We start from the raw sequence: 16354 nt of genomic DNA on the forward strand, positions 1-16354 counted from the left end.
CATGTCGGCAAAACTCTTAATGGTGTTAATTCCCGCGCTGCTGTCGGGTTGTGTCTCGCTCGATCCGCACTATGACCGCCCGCAAGGCGCGGTCAGCAACCAGATGCCGAGCGGTGATGCCTATCGTTCACTGCAAGGCACTCAGGCCAGCAACTACCGCGACCTGAGCTGGCAGGATTATGTGCTCGACGCCAAACTGCGTCAGGTGGTGACGATGGCGCTGGATAGCAGCCGCGACTTGCGTGAAGCGGTAGCCAGCGTGAAGTCGGCGCATGCGCAGTATGGCGAAGAGCGCGCCAATCTGTTCCCGACCATTAGCGCGGGCGTGAGCGGCACGCGTTCACGCGCGTTAACCGGCGAAGGCAATCAAACCGCCATCAGTAACAGCTATTCGGCGGAAGGCAGCGTCAGTGCGTTTGAACTCGATCTGTTCGGCAAAAACCAAAGCCTGACGCGCGAGCAGTATGAAACCTACCTCGGCACGCTGCAGGGCGCTCGCAGTACGCGCTTGACGGTGTTGTACAACACGGTGGATTACTGGCTGCAACTCGCTGCCGATCGCAGCAATCTGGCGATTGCCAAAGAGACCGCCGAGAGCGCACGTCAATCGTGGCAGGTGACGCGTAAGCAGATGGAAAACGGCATCGCTTCGATGGTGGATGTCTCGTCTGCGGAAACTACCTACCAATCTGCGCAGGCCGATGTTGCCAGCTACACCACGCTGGTGGCGCAGGATAAAAATGCGCTGGATTTGGTGGTAGGCCGCAGCGTGCCGGATAACCTGCTGCCTGACAGCATTGAGTCGATCGGTAACGCACTGCGTGAGGTGCCAGCGGGTGTCTCATCGGATGCGTTGCTGAATCGCCCTGATGTGTTACAAGCTGAGCACAATCTCAAGTCTGCCAACGCCAGTATTGGCGCGGCGCGTGCCAACTTCTTCCCGAGCATTACGCTGACCGGCAGCGGCGGCGTCGGCAGTGCCGATCTCTCGACGCTGTTTAAAAACGGGGCGGGCATTTGGTCGTTTGCGCCGAGCATTTCGCTGCCGATTTTCCAGGGCGGCTACAATGTTTCTTACCTGAAATACACCAAAGCACAGAAAGAATATTACGTGGCGGCGTATGAGAAAGCGGTGCAAACCGCCTTCCAGGAAGTGGCGGATGCGCTGGCGCGTCGCGGCACCATCAACGATCAGCTCAGTAGTCAGCGGAGTAATGTGGCGGCATCGCAAACCTATTACCATCTGGCGGATCTGCGCTATCGCAACGGCGTTGATACTTATCTCAATGCCTTGACTGCGCAGCGCACGCTGTACAGCGCCCGCACCAGTCTGGTGAGTACGCAGCAAGCTTATTACCTGAATTTAATCACTTTCTATAAAGTGATGGGCGGCGGCACGGCGTTGAAAGAATCTGAAATAATGAGCACGCAATAATTGCGTAATGCTCGTCAGTTAATCGTCTTTCGGTCGCCATAAATGGCGACCCTACAAAGGATTGGCGCGCTTTTCGTAGGGTGCGCATTTATGCGCACCAACCGCAAATATTGGCAACATTGTCATGGTTTCTCACCGGATACGCATCGCGTATGATGACGCGATTAAAACGATAATTTTCTTCGGAGCCAATGTGAGTCACTCTGAACATGACGAATTCTTTTTGCAGCGTCAGCAGCAGATTATTAATGCGGCAAAAGTCTGTTTCAGTCGCTCCGGATTTCATGGCGCCAGCATGGCGGATATTAGCCGTGAATCTGCGTTAGGGGCAGGGCAAATATATCGTTACTTCAGCAGTAAAGAGCTTATTGTCACGGAAACAATCAAAAGCATCGCGCACAACTGGCGCCTGTTTTTAGTACAGCATTTATCCGCACAACAATCGACGCAGGATATTATCAACGCGGATTCGCCATTCTGGCAGCATTGGCCAAGTCAGGACCGGAAATTATTACTGGAAATGTATTCTGAGGCGTCGCGTAATGAGTCGGTGCGTACCGTTCTGGCCCAGCAAGAGCAATTATTACTCGCCGAATTAGAGGTGCGTTATGCCGCACAAACACCTGAAATCAACGCAACGCAACGTGCCAACCGCATTCAATTTTTATTGCTGCTGGTGGATGGCGTCGCCTGTCGCGCCTTTGGCGATAGCGACCTTGATCAACATGAAATGCAGCGCGTGAACGGCATTCTTAGCCAGCATCTATTCGGTTGAGATTAGGCAGCACTGTGCGGGTAGAGGTCATTGACCACCGCATTGAAAAACGGCATAAAGCCTGGTGCGATATCGCGCTGCTTCATGCAGCGGCGAATAATGATGCCGTCAATAATCAGCGACATCACATATAAGCGGGTGTGAATAGCATTGGCGTCTTGTCCAGGATGCAGCGCCTGCTCCTGCGCAATGAAGTTATTTTTAAGTTGATGCCAGGCATCGAACATAATTTGCTGGATGCGATTATTCCGCGTGGCTTCAGACGACACTTCCATCAGCAAAATAATACTGTTTTCCACGGCCGCCGGCACAATATCTTCCGCTTCATGATAATGTCCCTGCATATGCGCGATACGTTCAAAGTCGGCATTCAGCAAGGTGATCATCCGCTGCACCACACTGGTGACTAATGCCTCAATGATCGCCTCTTTGTTTTTATAATATTTATAAATTAAACCGATGCTGACATCGGCCTGAGTAGCAATATTCTGAATCGACGTCTGGTGAAAACCTTTTTGCCGCATACACTGCTCGGCGGCTGCCAGGATCTGTTCGCTTCGGTTCATGATTATTACACTCGCAGAATAAAGCGGCTATTTTACGCAATTAACCTTGCGCTGGCGATGAATAAAAAACATTAACCTGCTCTTATTATTTCGGCACTTTATCGTCGTTCAGTTTTTTTGATTTAAGCGAGCAGTTTTGCCTGCTGTTCATGATTCTCCCGATCTCTATGATGGTGGACAGAGAAAAATCATAGAGGAGTTACACCATGAACATCCTGCGTGCCCAACGCGATCAGCTGTTTGAATACGGTCCGTTTAACATTCGCCGTCAGCGTCCCGGTGAAGCGTTTGGACCGCTGGAAATTATCGATCAAATGACGTTGCAGCTGGATGCCACCATTCCGCTGCATTCGCATCAGGACAGTGAGATTTTCAGCTACGTTTGGCGCGGTTCGCTGCTGCACAGCACCGAGTTGGGAGAAACCCATTCCCTCAATGCTAAACGCGCGCTGCTGCTGAGTGCCGGCAGCGGGATACGCTTTGCCGAGTCTGCGCCTTTTATCGAAACCGAAATGCTGCAGGCCACCATTCGCCCAGCGCAAACCGGCGGTGAACCGCAGGTGAATACTTTTACCCGTGCGGAAGGTGCGCCAGTCAACGCATGGACGTTACTGGCAGGGCCGCACGGCAGCGAGGCGCCGCTGCCGCTCAATCAAACGATATACATTTATGACCTGAAACTGGAACGCGGCCAACAGGTTGATGTGCCACAGCGTACAGGCTTTTCCAGCTGGATTACCGTGCTGGACGGCATTGTGCGGATGGATAATGAACGGTTGCACAAGGGCGATTCAGTGAGCGATACCGCGCCATTACCCGCGTTGACGGGAGAACGGGATGCAACGCTGATCGCGTTTCTGGTGCAGGAAGGCGCACTTAACCCTTCCTCGCCATAACATCGTGTTATCATCTGCGGATACAACTCAGGAGCAGGCTAATCCCATGAAAAAGAAAGAGTTCGTTACCCAGGATTTGCTGAGCAAGATCTATCAGGAAGATACCTCCGCGCCACGTAAATTGCCGCCTGAACGCCAGCTGGCCGAAGAGTACGGCGTATCGCGTTTCACCATCCGGCAAGCACTGGAGAAGCTGGTCAGTATCGGAGCGGTGCGTATCGTGCAGGGATCGGGCATCTGGATTAACGAAACGGTGCGTAATAACCCGCTGGTGTATAATTCGATCACCGAAAAGCGCTTTGACCAAATGCATTACCGCTCAATCGGCCTGCGTAAAAGACGCCCCGACAGTGACGAGCAACAGATATTCGCCATTAACGACGATGCCTTTATCTGGGAGTTTTCCCGCCTGCGCTATGTCGATAATGTGGCGGTACAGATTGAAATATCGCGTATGCCAGCAACCTTATTTAGCGATCTCAACGGTGACATTATTGAGCGATCGATACAGCAATATGTGTTGTCCAAAGGCTATCAAATCTCACATTTACTCACCAGCTACCGCGCGATTAGCGTTAATCGCGAACAGGCGACGCTACTGGGTTGTAAAAAAGGGAGTCCGGCTATGCACATTATTAACCGTGGTATTTTACAAGGCGGGCAGGTGTATGAAATCAGCGACATCGTTGATATTAATTACACCTGCACCTATCTGATTCCGCATAACCCGGATAATCTGCGTTTCCGTCAGCAACAGCGCTAAATTATGGCGTGTGAATGGTGCCGTCAGGCAGGCGACTCTGCGTCCATTCATGCGGACGGTAAACCACCGGATGTTTTTCTGCTAACGCTTGATCAAAGCCGACGCCAATACCCGATGCTTGTGGTGGATAAATATAGCCATTCTTAATCTCCGGCGCGCCAGGGAAAACCGCATCGGTCAGCGTTGAGCGCGGAATAAATTCCTGAATGGCAGCATTGTGCAGATGAATATTCAGATGTGTATTGACTGCTACGCCAATCGGCGTCATATCGCCCGGTCCGTGCCATGCCAGTCGCACGCCAAATGCCTGACACAGCGCCGCCAGTTTCAACGCCGGTGTAATGCCACCAATCTGCGAGACGTGACAACGAATAAAATCGATGCGACGATTCACAATTAACTCGTGCCATTCCGCTGGATTATTAAATAATTCACCTAGCGCTAACGGCACCGCGCTTTGCTGACGCAGTTGCTCTAACCAGCCGGTTTGTGCGGGAGGAAGCACATCTTCAAGAAAATAGGGCATATACGTCTCAAGCTGTTTCACCAGTTGAATTGCCTGCTGCGGGAATAAGCGCTCATGCACGTCATGCAGAATTTCGAATCGATGTCCGTATTTCTCTCTTAACGCACGGAACATCTCTACCGTATTTGCCATGTACTCTTGCTGCGAGTAATAAGCGCCTGAGGTGCTATTTTCCGGTGCGTTGAGTTCTTTGGGCGTTCCGCCGTAAAAACCCAGCTGACAGCGGATATGGCGATAGCCTTTCTTTAAGGCGTTATCGACCGAGGTATAAAGTTCGTCCAGTGTTTCACCGCTGGCATGGGTGTAAGCCGCAATCGCATCGCGTGCCTTGCCGCCCCACAGTTGATAAAGAGGCATATCAGCTAACTGCGCCTTAATATCCCACAACGCCATATCCACGCCCGAAATGGCATTGTTAGTCACCGGCCCGTTACGCCAATAGGCATTAACGTTCATCATCTGCCACAGGTCTTCAATATTGTTGGCATCGCGTCCAGTTAATAGCGGTACCAGATACTCATCCACCATGGTTTTTACTGCTAAAGGACGCTGTTGAAAGGTGGCGCAGCCGTGACCGGTAATCCCTTTATTGGTGGTGACACGTACGGTAATAAGATTATGACGATCGGGGCGGGTAATAAAACACGCAATATTTTCAATAATGGTTGGGGTCACGAGAAATACTCCTGTGGTGCAGTGACTGCACGCAATATCAAGGCATGTTGATAAGCTATTTTTGCCGTATCATTACCGGGTTTTTATTGCGACGCAAACCCTTTTTTGGGCAATAAATATTGGTCAGTAAATCAGAGCGTTTATCGTCATAAAAACAGACCAATTTGTCATTTTAGATGATTAATAGTACTGATGCAGCGGGTTTTGTGATCGCAGTCATGATTTATTGGTTTGTTTTGTTCGGTGTCATTTATTACCATCCAGTGCAGATTTCACCAGGCTGTTTTTCTTCCCTCAGGAGCACGTATGGTAACGCAGGAAGTAATAAAAAATATAATCCACTTAGTGGGTGGGAAGAATAATATCAATAAAGTCTGGCATTGCATGACGCGTTTGCGCTTTGACCTTATTGATGACAATAAAGTTAACCAGAGCGAAATTAAAACCTTGCCCGGTGTGCTGGGCGCGCAAATGCAGAGCGAACAATTCCAGATTATTATTGGGCCCAAAGTTAATAGCTGGTATGAGCAAATCGTTCCGGTATTAAATAACGATAGCGTACAAACTGCGCAACATGAGAAAGGACGCAAAAGCCTGATATCACTGTTTATGGATACCGTCTCGGGGGTATTTGGACCGATTGTTCCCGCCATTGCCGGCGCAGGGATGATCAAAGGCTTACTGGCCGGATTAGTGGCGTTAAAGCTGGTCTCGGCCAAAAGCGATACGGTAATGGTGATTGATTTAATTGCCAGCGGCGTGTTCTATTTCCTGCCGTTCTTTTTAGCGGTCTCCGCCGCCAAAATATTTAAAACCAACGAGTATTTAGCCGCTGCCGTGGCGGCTTGTTTAATGTATCCCTCTTTAATTGATGCGGCAAAAGCGCTGGCGGCGCATCAGGAGGGCGCAGTGAGCGCGTTTTGGCTGATGGGCGTGCTGCCGGTTTCGGTATTTAATTATGCTTCCAGCGTTATTCCGGTCATCTTCTCTATCCTGGCGCTCAGCTATATCCATCGCTGGGTGGATCGCATTATGCCGGAAGTATTAAAAACTGTATTTACGCCTACCTTAACGCTGTTCCTTGCGGCTTTGACCGCGCTGGTGGTGATTGGTCCGATGGGGATTTGGCTTGGCAAAGGTCTGGCGCTGTTTATTGAGGGCTTATTCAGTATTTCAGCAAGCTTTGCTGGCTTGATTGTCGGCGCCATTCGTCCGGTGGCGGTGCTGACCGGCATGCATCACGCGATGACACCGATTGCGCTACAGAACTTTAGCGATCGCGGTTATGACATGTTGATGCCGATGATGTTTATGGCAAATATGTCGATTGCCGGTGCGACATTCGCTATCTGGAAATTAAGTAAAAATCGGCAGGACAAGGTGGTCACGCTTTCAGCCGCGATTTCAGCGTTATTAGGCATCACGGAACCGGCGCTGTTTGGCGTATTAACGCGCTACAAAAAAGCCTTTATCGCGGCAACGGTTTCCAGTGCACTGGCTTCAGCCTTTATCGGTTTCTTTGGCGTGCGTTTATACGGTTACATTCTTTCCAGTATATTCAGTTTGCCGGCCTATATTGGACCGTACTTTATTTGGGCTGTTTCCGGCGTTGCCATTGCGCTTGTTTTGTCGTTTAGTCTGACGTTGATATTGGTGGGCAAGGAACCTGATTTAATTATTCAGGCAGAGAATAAGTAATGTAGGGTCGCCATTTATGGAGTGACCCCATTCCCGTAGACATTCGCTGTCCTCACGACGAGGCCTTTTCGAAGGCCTCTGGACTGACGCCTCCCAGGTGGCTGTGGCGTCGGGTCCGGTTGTAGAACACTTCGATATAATCAAAGATATCAGCCCGGGCCATGTCCCGGGTTCTATAGATCCGCTTTCTGATGCGCTCTTTTTTTAGCGAACTGAAGAAGGATTCTGCCACTGCATTATCCCAGCAGTTGCCGCGCCGGCTCATGCTGGGTGACAGGTTATTAGCCTGGCAGAACCGTCGCCAGTCATCGCTGCCATACTGGCTTCCCTGGTCGCTGTGTACGATAACGGTTTCCTCAGGCCTTCGTCGCCAGACGGCCATCAGAAGAGCATCCAGCGCCAGTTCGCGCGACAGTGAGGGTTTCATTGACCAGCCCACCACATTGCGGGCAAACAGGTCTATGACCACGGCCAGATACAGCCAGCCCTGCCAGGTCCGTATGTAGGTAATATCCGTTACCCAGACCTGGTTCGGTTTAACGACTGTGAACTCCCGCTGTACCCGGTTAGGCGCGATGACTGACGGACGTCCCCGTGCTCCTCGCGGGATTTTATAGCCATGTACGGCCTTGATTCTGTTCTGCCGCATAATTTTCGCTACCCTGTTTTTACTGCATACCTCCCCGATTTCTCGCAGGTCACTGTGGACCCGCCGGTATCCATAAACGCCGCCACTCAGGGTATAAGAGTCGCGGATAAGCGTCAGCAGCCGCTGATTATCCTGCTCTCCAGTTGATACCGGGCAGTGGAGCCAGACGTAAAAACCGGAACGGGCAACCTTCAGAACCCGACACATCAGTGTGATCGACCAGACCTGACGGTGATCGTTGATGAAGCGGTACTTTAGTCGGGCTCCCTTGCAAAGTACCGCGCCGCCTTTTTCAGGATATCCCGCTCCTCCTCAGTTCGCTTGAGTTGCGCTTTCAACCGGAGGATCTCCGTCCGGGCATCCAGCAGATCCTGCGCCTGGTGCCCGCTGGCATCAGGTTTTATAGAGCGGATCCATTTATAAAGGCTGTGTTGCGAGACGCCCAGGCGTTCAGATACGTCGGCGACGGAATAGCCCCGCTCGGTGATCTGGCGGACTGCTTCTTCTTTAAACTCAGGGGTAAATCGTGGTGTGCCCATAGACTCCTCCTATGCTCAAAATATAGGGCAGATTTGTCTATGGGCTCGGGGTCACTCCACAATGTCAGATTATGGTCCAACATTTGGGGTGCAGTTCATTTATGGCGACCGTTTTATACCTAACTCACACTCGCCACCAGCCAGCTTTCCAGCTGGCTCAATTCATTAAGCTGCTCCGGAAATTCCGTTTTCAACAGTGTTAATTGCGCCAACATGGTTTCAGGTCGATAGACCGCGCCCTGCAGACGTAACGCCAGCGTTTCTAATGGCGAAGGGTTCAGGCTGTCGGTGAAAATCTGGCAGCGAGAAATCACGCCGCGCTCCACATCAAAGTGAATCTCTACGCCGCCCCAGACAAAGCGCTCATTCAACTGATGCGAGAAATCCGGCGCGTTACCAAAATTCCATTCCCAGCTACTTAGCCGCGCGAATTGCTCTTCGAAACCGGGCAAATCAGGCAGTGCGGCGGGAGAGATATGTTCCGGTTGGCACTCTTCCTGGTAGTAAGCAAAATAGGCGGCAATCACCTCACGGCAGATCGCGTCAAAACTGATGCCCGGCACCAAATCGGCAATGTTGGCTACACGTGAACGCACCGAGGTAATGCCTTTCGCCTGTAATTTTTTAATGTCTGGATTGAGGTAATCGGCGAGACGCGAAAGGTCGGCATCCATCAAAAATGTGCCGTGATGAAAACCGCGATCGGGCGTTTCACGATAGGCAGATCCGGAAATCTTGCGCACTTCGCCATCCACGTTCACCACGATATCGTTGCGACCTGAGGCCTCAGCTGGAATGCCAAGCTGTTCCAGCGCGCGCAGGATAATCGCCGTGGAGACCGATTTATCATATTCCGGTTTGCCGGCCATATAGGTGAAGCAGCAGTTTCCCAAATCGTGAAACACCGCGCCGCCGCCGCTGCTGCGTCGTGCCAGCTTGATGCCGTCTTCCGCCATCCGCCGCGTATTGCACTCTTTCCACGGATTCTGGGCGCGGCCGATCACCACCGTTTCGGCGTTCTGCCAGAGAAACAGCACGCGCTGCGTTGTTGGCATCTGGCGGAAAATACACTCTTCTACCGCGAGGTTGAACCAGGGATCGTGTGAGTCAGAAATGAGTAAACGTAGGGTGGACATGATTTTTTCGGTTCCGTGAGAAAGGGCAAATCGGGATAGAGTACGCTTAAGCTAGTGGAAAGATAAGAAACAGCGGCGCATTTCATTTCAGTAAAAAAATGATTTAGCCACTAGACGACTGGTCTATTAGCTGTTACTTTGAATTCAAGCGCTAGACGACTGGTCTAGTTTAGATGTTTAAATTCAACAGGCAGGAGATTGATGATGAAGATTCTTATGGTTTTAACCTCACACGACCAATTGGGTGACACCGGACGTAAAACCGGTTTCTGGCTGGAAGAGCTGGCCGCGCCTTACTACGCATTCAAAGATGCTGGCGCAGAAATCACGCTGGCGTCGCCAAAAGGGGGCAACCCGCCGTTAGATCCTAAAAGCAATGAGCCGGATTTCCAGACTGAGCAAACGCATCGTTTTGAAGCGGATGCCGCAGCAACCGCGCAACTCGCCGCCACCGTGCGTCTGGACAGCGTATCACCAGCCGATTTCGATGCGGTGTTTTACCCAGGCGGCCACGGCCCACTGTGGGATTTAGCAGAAGATCAGCACTCCATCGCGCTGATTGAAGGCTTCCTGGCCGCGAATAAGCACGTTGCGCTGGTGTGTCATGCGCCGGGCGTGCTGCGTCACGTCAAAACGCCGGAAGGCAAACCGCTGGTCGAAGGCCGTAACGTCACCGGCTTTACCAACAGCGAAGAGGAAGCGGTTGGCCTGACTCAGGTAGTGCCTTTCCTCGTGGAAGATGAACTGATTGCGAAGGGCGGTCTGTATTCCAAAGGCGCGGACTGGAGCTCTTATGTGGTTAGCGATGGCCTGCTGATTACCGGACAAAACCCAACGTCTTCAGCAGAGACGGCGCAACAATTGATCAAGCAACTGGCGCAATAAACGCATCGGGAGGCGAGCCGCGGTTCGCCTCCTTTGTTTTGCATCGTGAAAAGTGTGGAGAGCAAAATCATGTTTAAAAAATCATTAACCACGTTAGCGTTAGGTGCAGTGCTGTCGGTATATGCGCAGTCGTCACTGGCTGAGCCGGTGAAAAACATCGTGCTGGTTCACGGTGCGTTTGTGGATGGCTCGGGCTGGAATCCAGTGGCGCGCATTCTCGATAAAGACGGTTATAAAGTGTCGATTGTGCAGGAGCCGCAAACATCGCTGGCCGATGACGCGGCGGCCACCCGACGCGTTCTGGCGCTGCAGCAGGGTAAATCGCTGCTGGTCGGACACAGTTATGGCGGCATGATTATCAGCGATGCGGGTAACGATCCGTCGGTTGCTGGCCTGGTGTACATCGCCGCGTTCCAGCCAGAACAAGGGGATTCGCTGTTGAGTCTGGCGAAAAAATATCCGCCCGCCGCGCAATCCATCGCCGAAACGCCTGACCATTATCTCTATTTGAAACCGGAAAAATTCCACGCTGATTTCGCTGCCGATCTGCCCGTTAAAGAGACCGATTTGCTTGCGCGTTCTCAGGTGATGCCTGCCGTTGCGGCCTTTGCTGCACCGGCCGGTGCGCCAGCCTGGAAAACCAAACCCAGCTGGGCGGTGGTGGCAACCGAAGACCGCGCGATCAATCCGCAGCTGGAACGCTTTATGGCGCAACGTGCGCATAGCAGCGTGACGGAGCTAAAGGGAAATCATGCGATTTATGCTTCACAGCCAAAAGAGATTGCGGCGGTGATCGAGAAAGCAGCACGCAGCTTATCGCAGTAGTAAACGCATGTTGAGTGCATAGACGACTGGTCTAGTATTTGGTAATCTACCACTATGACTACTTCATCCCAATTGCATAGTAATGAAATCCGCGATCACATCCTTGCCACTGGCCAACGCATTATGGCCGGCAAGGGTTTTTCGGCTGTCGGATTAAATGAAATCCTCACCGATGCCGGTGTACCCAAAGGCTCGTTCTATCACTACTTCAGCTCGAAAGAGGCTTTTGGGGTGGATATGCTGGCACGCTATTTCGATGATTATCTGGCTGAGCTTGATGCGACATTAAGCCAGCCGGGCCTGACGATGGCGCAGCGGCTGATGAACTATTGGCAGCTGTGGCGTGAATCGCAATCGTTCTCCGATTGTCAGGGCAAGTGTCTGGCGGTGAAGCTGGGCGCGGAAGTTGCCGATTTATCAGATAGTATGCGCGGCACGCTACAAACCGGAACGGCAGGCATCATTGCGCGACTGGCGGACGCATTAGAAGCGGGTGTTGAGGAAGGTTCGTTGTCTATCGATGACCAACCGAGCCGTGTGGCGGAAAGCCTGTATCAGCTGTGGGTGGGCGCCAGCGTGATGGTGAAAATCGTGCGCAATACCAGCCCGTTTGATTCCGCCATGAGCATGACGCAAAAAATTATTCGTATCACCGCATAGTAAAAAGGGCGACTCAACTGAGCCGCCCTTTATTTTGTCGGAGCGCCATTGATGGCGACCTCAAATTACAAAACCGATTTCGCCGTGTTAACCACGTTCTCAACGGTGAAGCCAAACTCTTTGAACAGCTGATCCGCAGGCGCTGACTCACCGAAGGTGGTCATGCCGACGATCGCCCCGTTCAGGCCGGTGTATTTGAACCAGTAATCTGCGATACCCGCTTCAATCGCCACGCGTGCAGCAACCGCTTTCGGCAGCACGGATTCACGGTACGCCGCGTCCTGCTTGTCGAAGGCGTCGGTGGATGGCATAGACACCACGCGCACCTTGCGTCCTTCCGCCGTCAGCTGCTCGTAAGCAGCCACCGCCAGCTCCACTTCTGAACCGGTAGCGATCAGGATCAGCTCTGGTGTGCCTTCACTGTCCTTCAGCACGTAACCACCACGCGCCACGTTCGCCAGCTGCTCAGCGCTGCGATCCTGCTGCGCCAGGTTCTGACGCGAGAAGATCAGCGCCGACGGGCCGTCAACACGTTCAATGGCATATTTCCACGCCACCGCTGACTCAACCTGGTCGCACGGGCGCCACAGGCTCATGTTCGGCGTCACGCGCAGGCTGGCCATCTGCTCAACCGGCTGGTGCGTCGGGCCATCTTCGCCCAGACCAATCGAGTCGTGGGTGTAGACCATGATCTGACGGATTTTCATCAGCGCGGCCATACGTGCGGCGTTGCGCGCGTACTCGACGAACATCAGGAAGGTGGCAGTGTACGGCAGGAAACCGCCGTGCAGCGCGAGGCCGTTGGCGATGGCGGTCATACCGAACTCGCGCACGCCGTAATGGATGTAGTTGCCCGCCGCGTCTTCATTGATTGGCTTAGAACCGGACCACAGGGTGAGGTTGCTTGGCGCCAGGTCAGCAGAGCCGCCCAGGTATTCCGGCAGGATTTTACCGAAGGCTTCGATGGCGTTCTGCGAGGCTTTACGACTGGCGATTTTCGCCGGATTGGCCTGCAGCTGCTCGATAAACTTCTGCGACTCAGTGGCCCAGTTAGCGGGCAGCTCGTTGTTGACGCGGCGTTTGAACTCCGCAGCCAGTTCCGGATGTGCAGCGGCGTAGGCAGCAAACTTCTGGTCCCACGCAGACTCTTTCGCCTGGCCGGCTTCTTTGGCATCCCACTGCGCGTAGATGTCGGAAGGGATTTCAAACGGACCGTGGTTCCAGCCCAGCTGCTTGCGGGTCAGCGCGATTTCATCGGCACCCAGCGGCGCGCCGTGCGAGTCGTGCGTACCGGCTTTGTTCGGCGAACCGAAGCCAATCACGGTTTTGCACATCAGCAGCGAAGGCTTGTCGGAAACCGCTTTGGCCTCTTCAACCGCTTTCTTAATCGCGTCGGCATCATGACCGTCCACGCCGCGCACCACGTGCCAGCCGTAGGCTTCAAAGCGTTTAGCGGTGTCGTCGGTGAACCAGCCGTCAACGTGACCGTCGATGGAGATGCCGTTGTCGTCATAGAAGGCAACCAGTTTGCCCAGCTTCAGGGTACCGGCGATAGAGCAGACTTCGTGTGAGATGCCTTCCATCATGCAGCCGTCGCCCATAAACACGTAGGTGTTATGGTCTACGATGTCATGACCTGGACGGTTGAACTGCGCCGCCAGCGTGCGCTCGGCAATCGCAAACCCCACTGCGTTCGCAATGCCCTGACCCAGCGGGCCGGTGGTGGTTTCAACGCCCGGCGTGTAGCCATATTCCGGATGCCCCGGCGTTTTAGAGTGCAGCTGGCGGAAATTTTTTAATTCGCTGAGCGGCAAATCGTAACCACTCAGGTGCAACAGGCTATAGATCAGCATGGAGCCGTGGCCGTTCGACAAAACGAAGCGGTCGCGGTTAGCCCAGTTGGGATTACGTGGATTGTGCCGTAAAAAGTCGAGCCACAACACTTCAGCGATATCCGCCATGCCCATCGGGGCGCCCGGATGTCCCGAATTGGCTTGTTGTACGCCATCCATACTCAAAACGCGGATGGCGTTGGCTCTTTCCCGGCGTGTAGACATAAGGTTCTCCAGAGGTGCGACGTCGGCGCTTATTTAGCGTGGGATACTTGTTCGTAGTAACCGATCTTCTCCACTTTGGCGGTTGAGCCGCCACCTTCAAACTCCGATGCCAGCCAGGCATTCACGATGTTCTTCGCCAGCTCCGGCCCGATGACGCGCGCGCCCATGGTCATGATCTGCGCATTGTTGCTCTTGCGAGCACGCTCGGCAGAGAAGGTGTCGTGACACTGGGCCGCGCGCACGCCTTCCACCTTGTTGGCGACAATCGCCACACCGATGCCGGTGCCGCACAGCAGAATGCCGCGCTCAAATTCGTTCTTCTGGATGGCGGTGGCCAGCGCAAAGGCCACATCCGGGTACATTGGACGGTCGTTTTGCGCGTCATTGGTGTAATCCGTCACCACATACTCTTTCTCTTCCAGCAGCTTTTTAATCACATTTTTCAATTCGATAGCCGCATCATCGGCGCCAATTGCGATAGTTTTCATCGTCGTTCTCCAGCAGGGTGTGCAATGACGCCTGCACGTTTGTTCAGCAGGCGAGAAGATGTTCATGGTTAGCTTGCCATAAAAACAATCATATGTTCAATCGTTGTTCATATGAATTGCCTTCAGGATCGCGTCAGAATCACTCAAAAACCCTGTTATACCGCCTGCGCCGCGTCGCATGGGCGCACTAATCAGATAAATTGACCAAAATCAAATCTCATGAAGCTGCTCACACTTTCGTGTGTTGCAGTTGAGAGACGCACAATTATCCGTGTAGTGTTCATATGTTCGCATGACTATACCAATGTACAAGAAGACCCATCGAGGACTCGAACATGTGTCATTTACACCGTACCTCTCAGTACTCCTGCAGCCAGCGCCTCTTTGGCGATTGGTCAACACCACATAAAGAAATGATCACTCACGCACGTCGTGGAGGTGCGTTATGAACCAACAAGCAATGACGGCGGTGGAACAATCCACCATTAGAAAAATCTCCTGGCGCTTAGTGCCGTTCGTGGCGCTGATGTTCTTTATCAACTTTCTCGATCGCACCGCGATTTCGTTTGCCGGCCCCAACGGCATGACGCAAGACCTCGGCCTCACCGCGCTGCAGTTTGGCCTGGCGTCGGGCATCTTCTTTATTGGTTACATCCTGCTGGAAGTGCCAAGCAACCTCGCACTGCATAAGTTCGGCGCGCGTCGCTGGCTGGCGCGCATCATGATCAGCTGGGGCATTGTCTCGTTGCTGTTCACCTGGGTGAGCAGTGTGGAAGGCTTGTATACGCTGCGTCTGCTGCTGGGTATCGCCGAAGCCGGCTTCTTCCCAGGCGCGATTCTCTATCTCAGCATGTGGGTGCCGGGACGTCATCGCAGCAAAATCCTGTCGCTGTTCTATCTTGCGCAGCCGCTGACGGTGGTGTTCGGCGCGCCTTTAGCCGCGTCACTGATTCAGCAGCATGGTCTGTTTGGCATGGAAGGCTGGCGCGTGATGTTTATGGGTGTCTCCATTCCCGCGATTCTGATTGGTATCGTCGCGCTGTTCTGGTTGGTGGATTCGCCGCGTCAGGCCAAGTGGCTGACCGCTGAAGAGAAAACCTGGCTGACCACCGAACTGGAAGCCGAGCATCAGCAGAAGCAGGGCCATCAAAAACATAGCCTGCGTTCGGTGATGGGTAATGGCCGCGTCTGGATGCTGTGCCTGATTTATTTCGGCTTTATTTATGGTCTGTATGCGCTGGCGTTCTTCCTGCCGACCATCATCGCCGGCTTCCAGCAGCAGTTCGGCACCACCTTTAACGTGATGCAGAAAGGGCTAATTACCGGCGTGCCGTACCTGATCGCGGCGGTGGTGATGTTCTTCTGGTCGAAAGATGCCACACGTCGCGGCTGCAAAACCTGGCACATCGCCATTCCGGCATTGGCAGGCGGTATCAGCGTCCCGCTGGCGCTGTATATGGATTCGCCGTTCACCACCATCATGGTGATCGCGATTACCGCCAGCTCCATCTTCGCCGCACTGCCGAACTTCTGGACCTTACCGACGCAATTCCTGACCGGCGCATCTGCCGCCGCAGCCATTGCCTTGATCAACACCTTAGGAAACGTAGCGGGCTTCTCTGCGGGCTACATCACCGGCGCACTGCATGACGCCACCAACAGCTACGCCTTGCCGATGTTTGTGGTGGGTGGATTCATGCTGCTGTCAGCGTTCCTCATGCTGTTACTTAATCGCCGTCGCTCGCCGTCTCAGCCGACCTCTTTAGCTCAGGAGCATTAAT

General features: G+C 53.2%; 15 protein-coding genes. 9 read left to right on the top strand and 6 right to left on the bottom strand.

Going from position 1 to position 16354, the window contains the following annotated elements:
• The first annotated feature begins 1 nt into the window (after position 1).
• Both AC6I8A_RS09500 and AC6I8A_RS09505 read left to right on the top strand, forming a co-directional pair.
• The gene (locus AC6I8A_RS09500; protein WP_497818372.1) at positions 2 to 1435 is read left to right on the top strand and encodes an efflux transporter outer membrane subunit; all 1434 of its coding nucleotides are present in this window, start codon (positions 2 to 4) and stop codon (positions 1433 to 1435) included.
• Between the two features lie 124 nt (positions 1436 to 1559).
• A complete protein-coding gene (locus AC6I8A_RS09505) occupies positions 1560 to 2210 on the top strand; it encodes a TetR/AcrR family transcriptional regulator (RefSeq protein WP_256696415.1) in 651 nt (216 codons plus the stop codon).
• Between the two features lie 2 nt (positions 2211 to 2212).
• On the opposite strand, the gene AC6I8A_RS09510 is transcribed toward AC6I8A_RS09505, so the two are convergent.
• Entirely contained in the window at positions 2213 to 2776 is a 564-nt protein-coding gene (locus tag AC6I8A_RS09510) for a TetR/AcrR family transcriptional regulator (RefSeq protein ID WP_497818373.1), read from the bottom strand.
• Between the two features lie 206 nt (positions 2777 to 2982).
• Between AC6I8A_RS09510 and AC6I8A_RS09515 the strand changes: the two genes are divergently transcribed.
• The gene (locus AC6I8A_RS09515) at positions 2983 to 3672 is read left to right on the top strand and encodes a pirin family protein (protein ID WP_497818374.1); all 690 of its coding nucleotides are present in this window, start codon (positions 2983 to 2985) and stop codon (positions 3670 to 3672) included.
• 46 nt (positions 3673 to 3718) lie between these two features.
• The gene (locus tag AC6I8A_RS09520) at positions 3719 to 4435 is read left to right on the top strand and encodes a GntR family transcriptional regulator (RefSeq protein WP_265296817.1); all 717 of its coding nucleotides are present in this window, start codon (positions 3719 to 3721) and stop codon (positions 4433 to 4435) included.
• A 1-nt stretch (position 4436) separates the two neighbouring features.
• Here the strand turns inward: AC6I8A_RS09520 and AC6I8A_RS09525 are convergent, their stop codons facing one another.
• Positions 4437 to 5636: an enolase C-terminal domain-like protein gene (locus AC6I8A_RS09525; protein ID WP_497818375.1), complete on the bottom strand. Its 1200-nt coding sequence runs from the start codon at positions 5634 to 5636 to the stop codon at positions 4437 to 4439.
• Positions 5637 to 5942: 306 nt separating this feature from the next.
• Here AC6I8A_RS09525 and AC6I8A_RS09530 point away from each other — a divergent pair, with 306 nt between their 5' ends.
• Entirely contained in the window at positions 5943 to 7334 is a 1392-nt protein-coding gene (locus AC6I8A_RS09530) for a PTS transporter subunit EIIC (RefSeq protein WP_497818376.1), read from the top strand.
• A 52-nt stretch (positions 7335 to 7386) separates the two neighbouring features.
• Here AC6I8A_RS09530 and AC6I8A_RS09535 read toward each other — a convergent pair.
• Both AC6I8A_RS09535 and lplA read right to left on the bottom strand, forming a co-directional pair.
• Positions 7387 to 8522 (bottom strand): IS3 family transposase gene (locus AC6I8A_RS09535; RefSeq protein WP_256698600.1). Its coding sequence is split into 2 segments (ribosomal slippage): positions 7387 to 8267 and positions 8267 to 8522, totalling 1137 coding nucleotides; the frame shifts between segments, so codons are not numbered across the junction.
• 119 nt (positions 8523 to 8641) lie between these two features.
• Positions 8642 to 9658 (bottom strand): lipoate--protein ligase, encoded by a 1017-nt coding sequence (gene lplA, locus AC6I8A_RS09540; RefSeq protein ID WP_497818377.1) that lies wholly within the window; start codon positions 9656 to 9658, stop codon positions 8642 to 8644.
• A gap of 204 nt (positions 9659 to 9862) precedes the next feature.
• Between lplA and AC6I8A_RS09545 the strand changes: the two genes are divergently transcribed.
• From AC6I8A_RS09545 to AC6I8A_RS09555, 3 genes are all read left to right on the top strand, one after another.
• Complete coding sequence (locus tag AC6I8A_RS09545; protein ID WP_256698408.1) at positions 9863 to 10543, top strand: type 1 glutamine amidotransferase domain-containing protein; 681 nt, start codon at positions 9863 to 9865, stop codon at positions 10541 to 10543.
• 69 nt (positions 10544 to 10612) lie between these two features.
• Positions 10613 to 11368 carry an alpha/beta fold hydrolase gene (locus tag AC6I8A_RS09550; RefSeq protein ID WP_497818378.1) on the top strand — a complete coding sequence of 252 codons (756 nt, stop codon included), beginning with the start codon at positions 10613 to 10615 and terminating at the stop codon, positions 11366 to 11368.
• Positions 11369 to 11422: 54 nt separating this feature from the next.
• Positions 11423 to 12028, top strand: coding sequence for a TetR/AcrR family transcriptional regulator (locus tag AC6I8A_RS09555; RefSeq protein WP_436333555.1), 606 nt, complete (start codon positions 11423 to 11425; stop codon positions 12026 to 12028).
• Positions 12029 to 12093: 65 nt separating this feature from the next.
• On the opposite strand, the gene tkt is transcribed toward AC6I8A_RS09555, so the two are convergent.
• Both tkt and AC6I8A_RS09565 read right to left on the bottom strand, forming a co-directional pair.
• Positions 12094 to 14085, bottom strand: coding sequence for a transketolase (tkt, locus tag AC6I8A_RS09560; RefSeq protein ID WP_497818379.1), 1992 nt, complete (start codon positions 14083 to 14085; stop codon positions 12094 to 12096).
• Positions 14086 to 14114: 29 nt separating this feature from the next.
• Complete coding sequence (locus tag AC6I8A_RS09565) at positions 14115 to 14573, bottom strand: RpiB/LacA/LacB family sugar-phosphate isomerase (RefSeq protein WP_008104031.1); 459 nt, start codon at positions 14571 to 14573, stop codon at positions 14115 to 14117.
• A 445-nt stretch (positions 14574 to 15018) separates the two neighbouring features.
• Here AC6I8A_RS09565 and AC6I8A_RS09570 point away from each other — a divergent pair, with 445 nt between their 5' ends.
• A complete protein-coding gene (locus tag AC6I8A_RS09570; RefSeq protein WP_256696427.1) occupies positions 15019 to 16353 on the top strand; it encodes an MFS transporter in 1335 nt (444 codons plus the stop codon).
• The last annotated feature ends 1 nt before the right edge of the window (position 16354 follow it).

Source organism: Pantoea sp. X-Soil-ISGK-275, assembly GCF_059730795.1.

Bases quoted from the DNA above. Each gene is read 5' to 3' on its own strand.
- AC6I8A_RS09520 (WP_265296817.1), top strand. From the start codon at position 3,719: ATGAAAAAGAAAGAGTTCGTTACCCAGGATTTGCTGAGCAAGATCTAT.
- AC6I8A_RS09565 (WP_008104031.1), bottom strand. From the start codon at position 14,573: ATGAAAACTATCGCAATTGGCGCCGATGATGCGGCTATCGAATTGAAA.
- AC6I8A_RS09545 (WP_256698408.1), top strand. From the start codon at position 9,863: ATGAAGATTCTTATGGTTTTAACCTCACACGACCAATTGGGTGACACC.
- AC6I8A_RS09570 (WP_256696427.1), top strand. From the start codon at position 15,019: ATGAACCAACAAGCAATGACGGCGGTGGAACAATCCACCATTAGAAAA.
- AC6I8A_RS09515 (WP_497818374.1), top strand. From the start codon at position 2,983: ATGAACATCCTGCGTGCCCAACGCGATCAGCTGTTTGAATACGGTCCG.
- lplA (WP_497818377.1), bottom strand. From the start codon at position 9,658: ATGTCCACCCTACGTTTACTCATTTCTGACTCACACGATCCCTGGTTC.
- tkt (WP_497818379.1), bottom strand. From the start codon at position 14,085: ATGTCTACACGCCGGGAAAGAGCCAACGCCATCCGCGTTTTGAGTATG.
- AC6I8A_RS09500 (WP_497818372.1), top strand. From the start codon at position 2: ATGTCGGCAAAACTCTTAATGGTGTTAATTCCCGCGCTGCTGTCGGGT.
- AC6I8A_RS09505 (WP_256696415.1), top strand. From the start codon at position 1,560: ATGGTTTCTCACCGGATACGCATCGCGTATGATGACGCGATTAAAACG.
- AC6I8A_RS09550 (WP_497818378.1), top strand. From the start codon at position 10,613: ATGTTTAAAAAATCATTAACCACGTTAGCGTTAGGTGCAGTGCTGTCG.
- AC6I8A_RS09510 (WP_497818373.1), bottom strand. From the start codon at position 2,776: ATGAACCGAAGCGAACAGATCCTGGCAGCCGCCGAGCAGTGTATGCGG.
- AC6I8A_RS09555 (WP_436333555.1), top strand. From the start codon at position 11,423: ATGACTACTTCATCCCAATTGCATAGTAATGAAATCCGCGATCACATC.
- AC6I8A_RS09530 (WP_497818376.1), top strand. From the start codon at position 5,943: ATGGTAACGCAGGAAGTAATAAAAAATATAATCCACTTAGTGGGTGGG.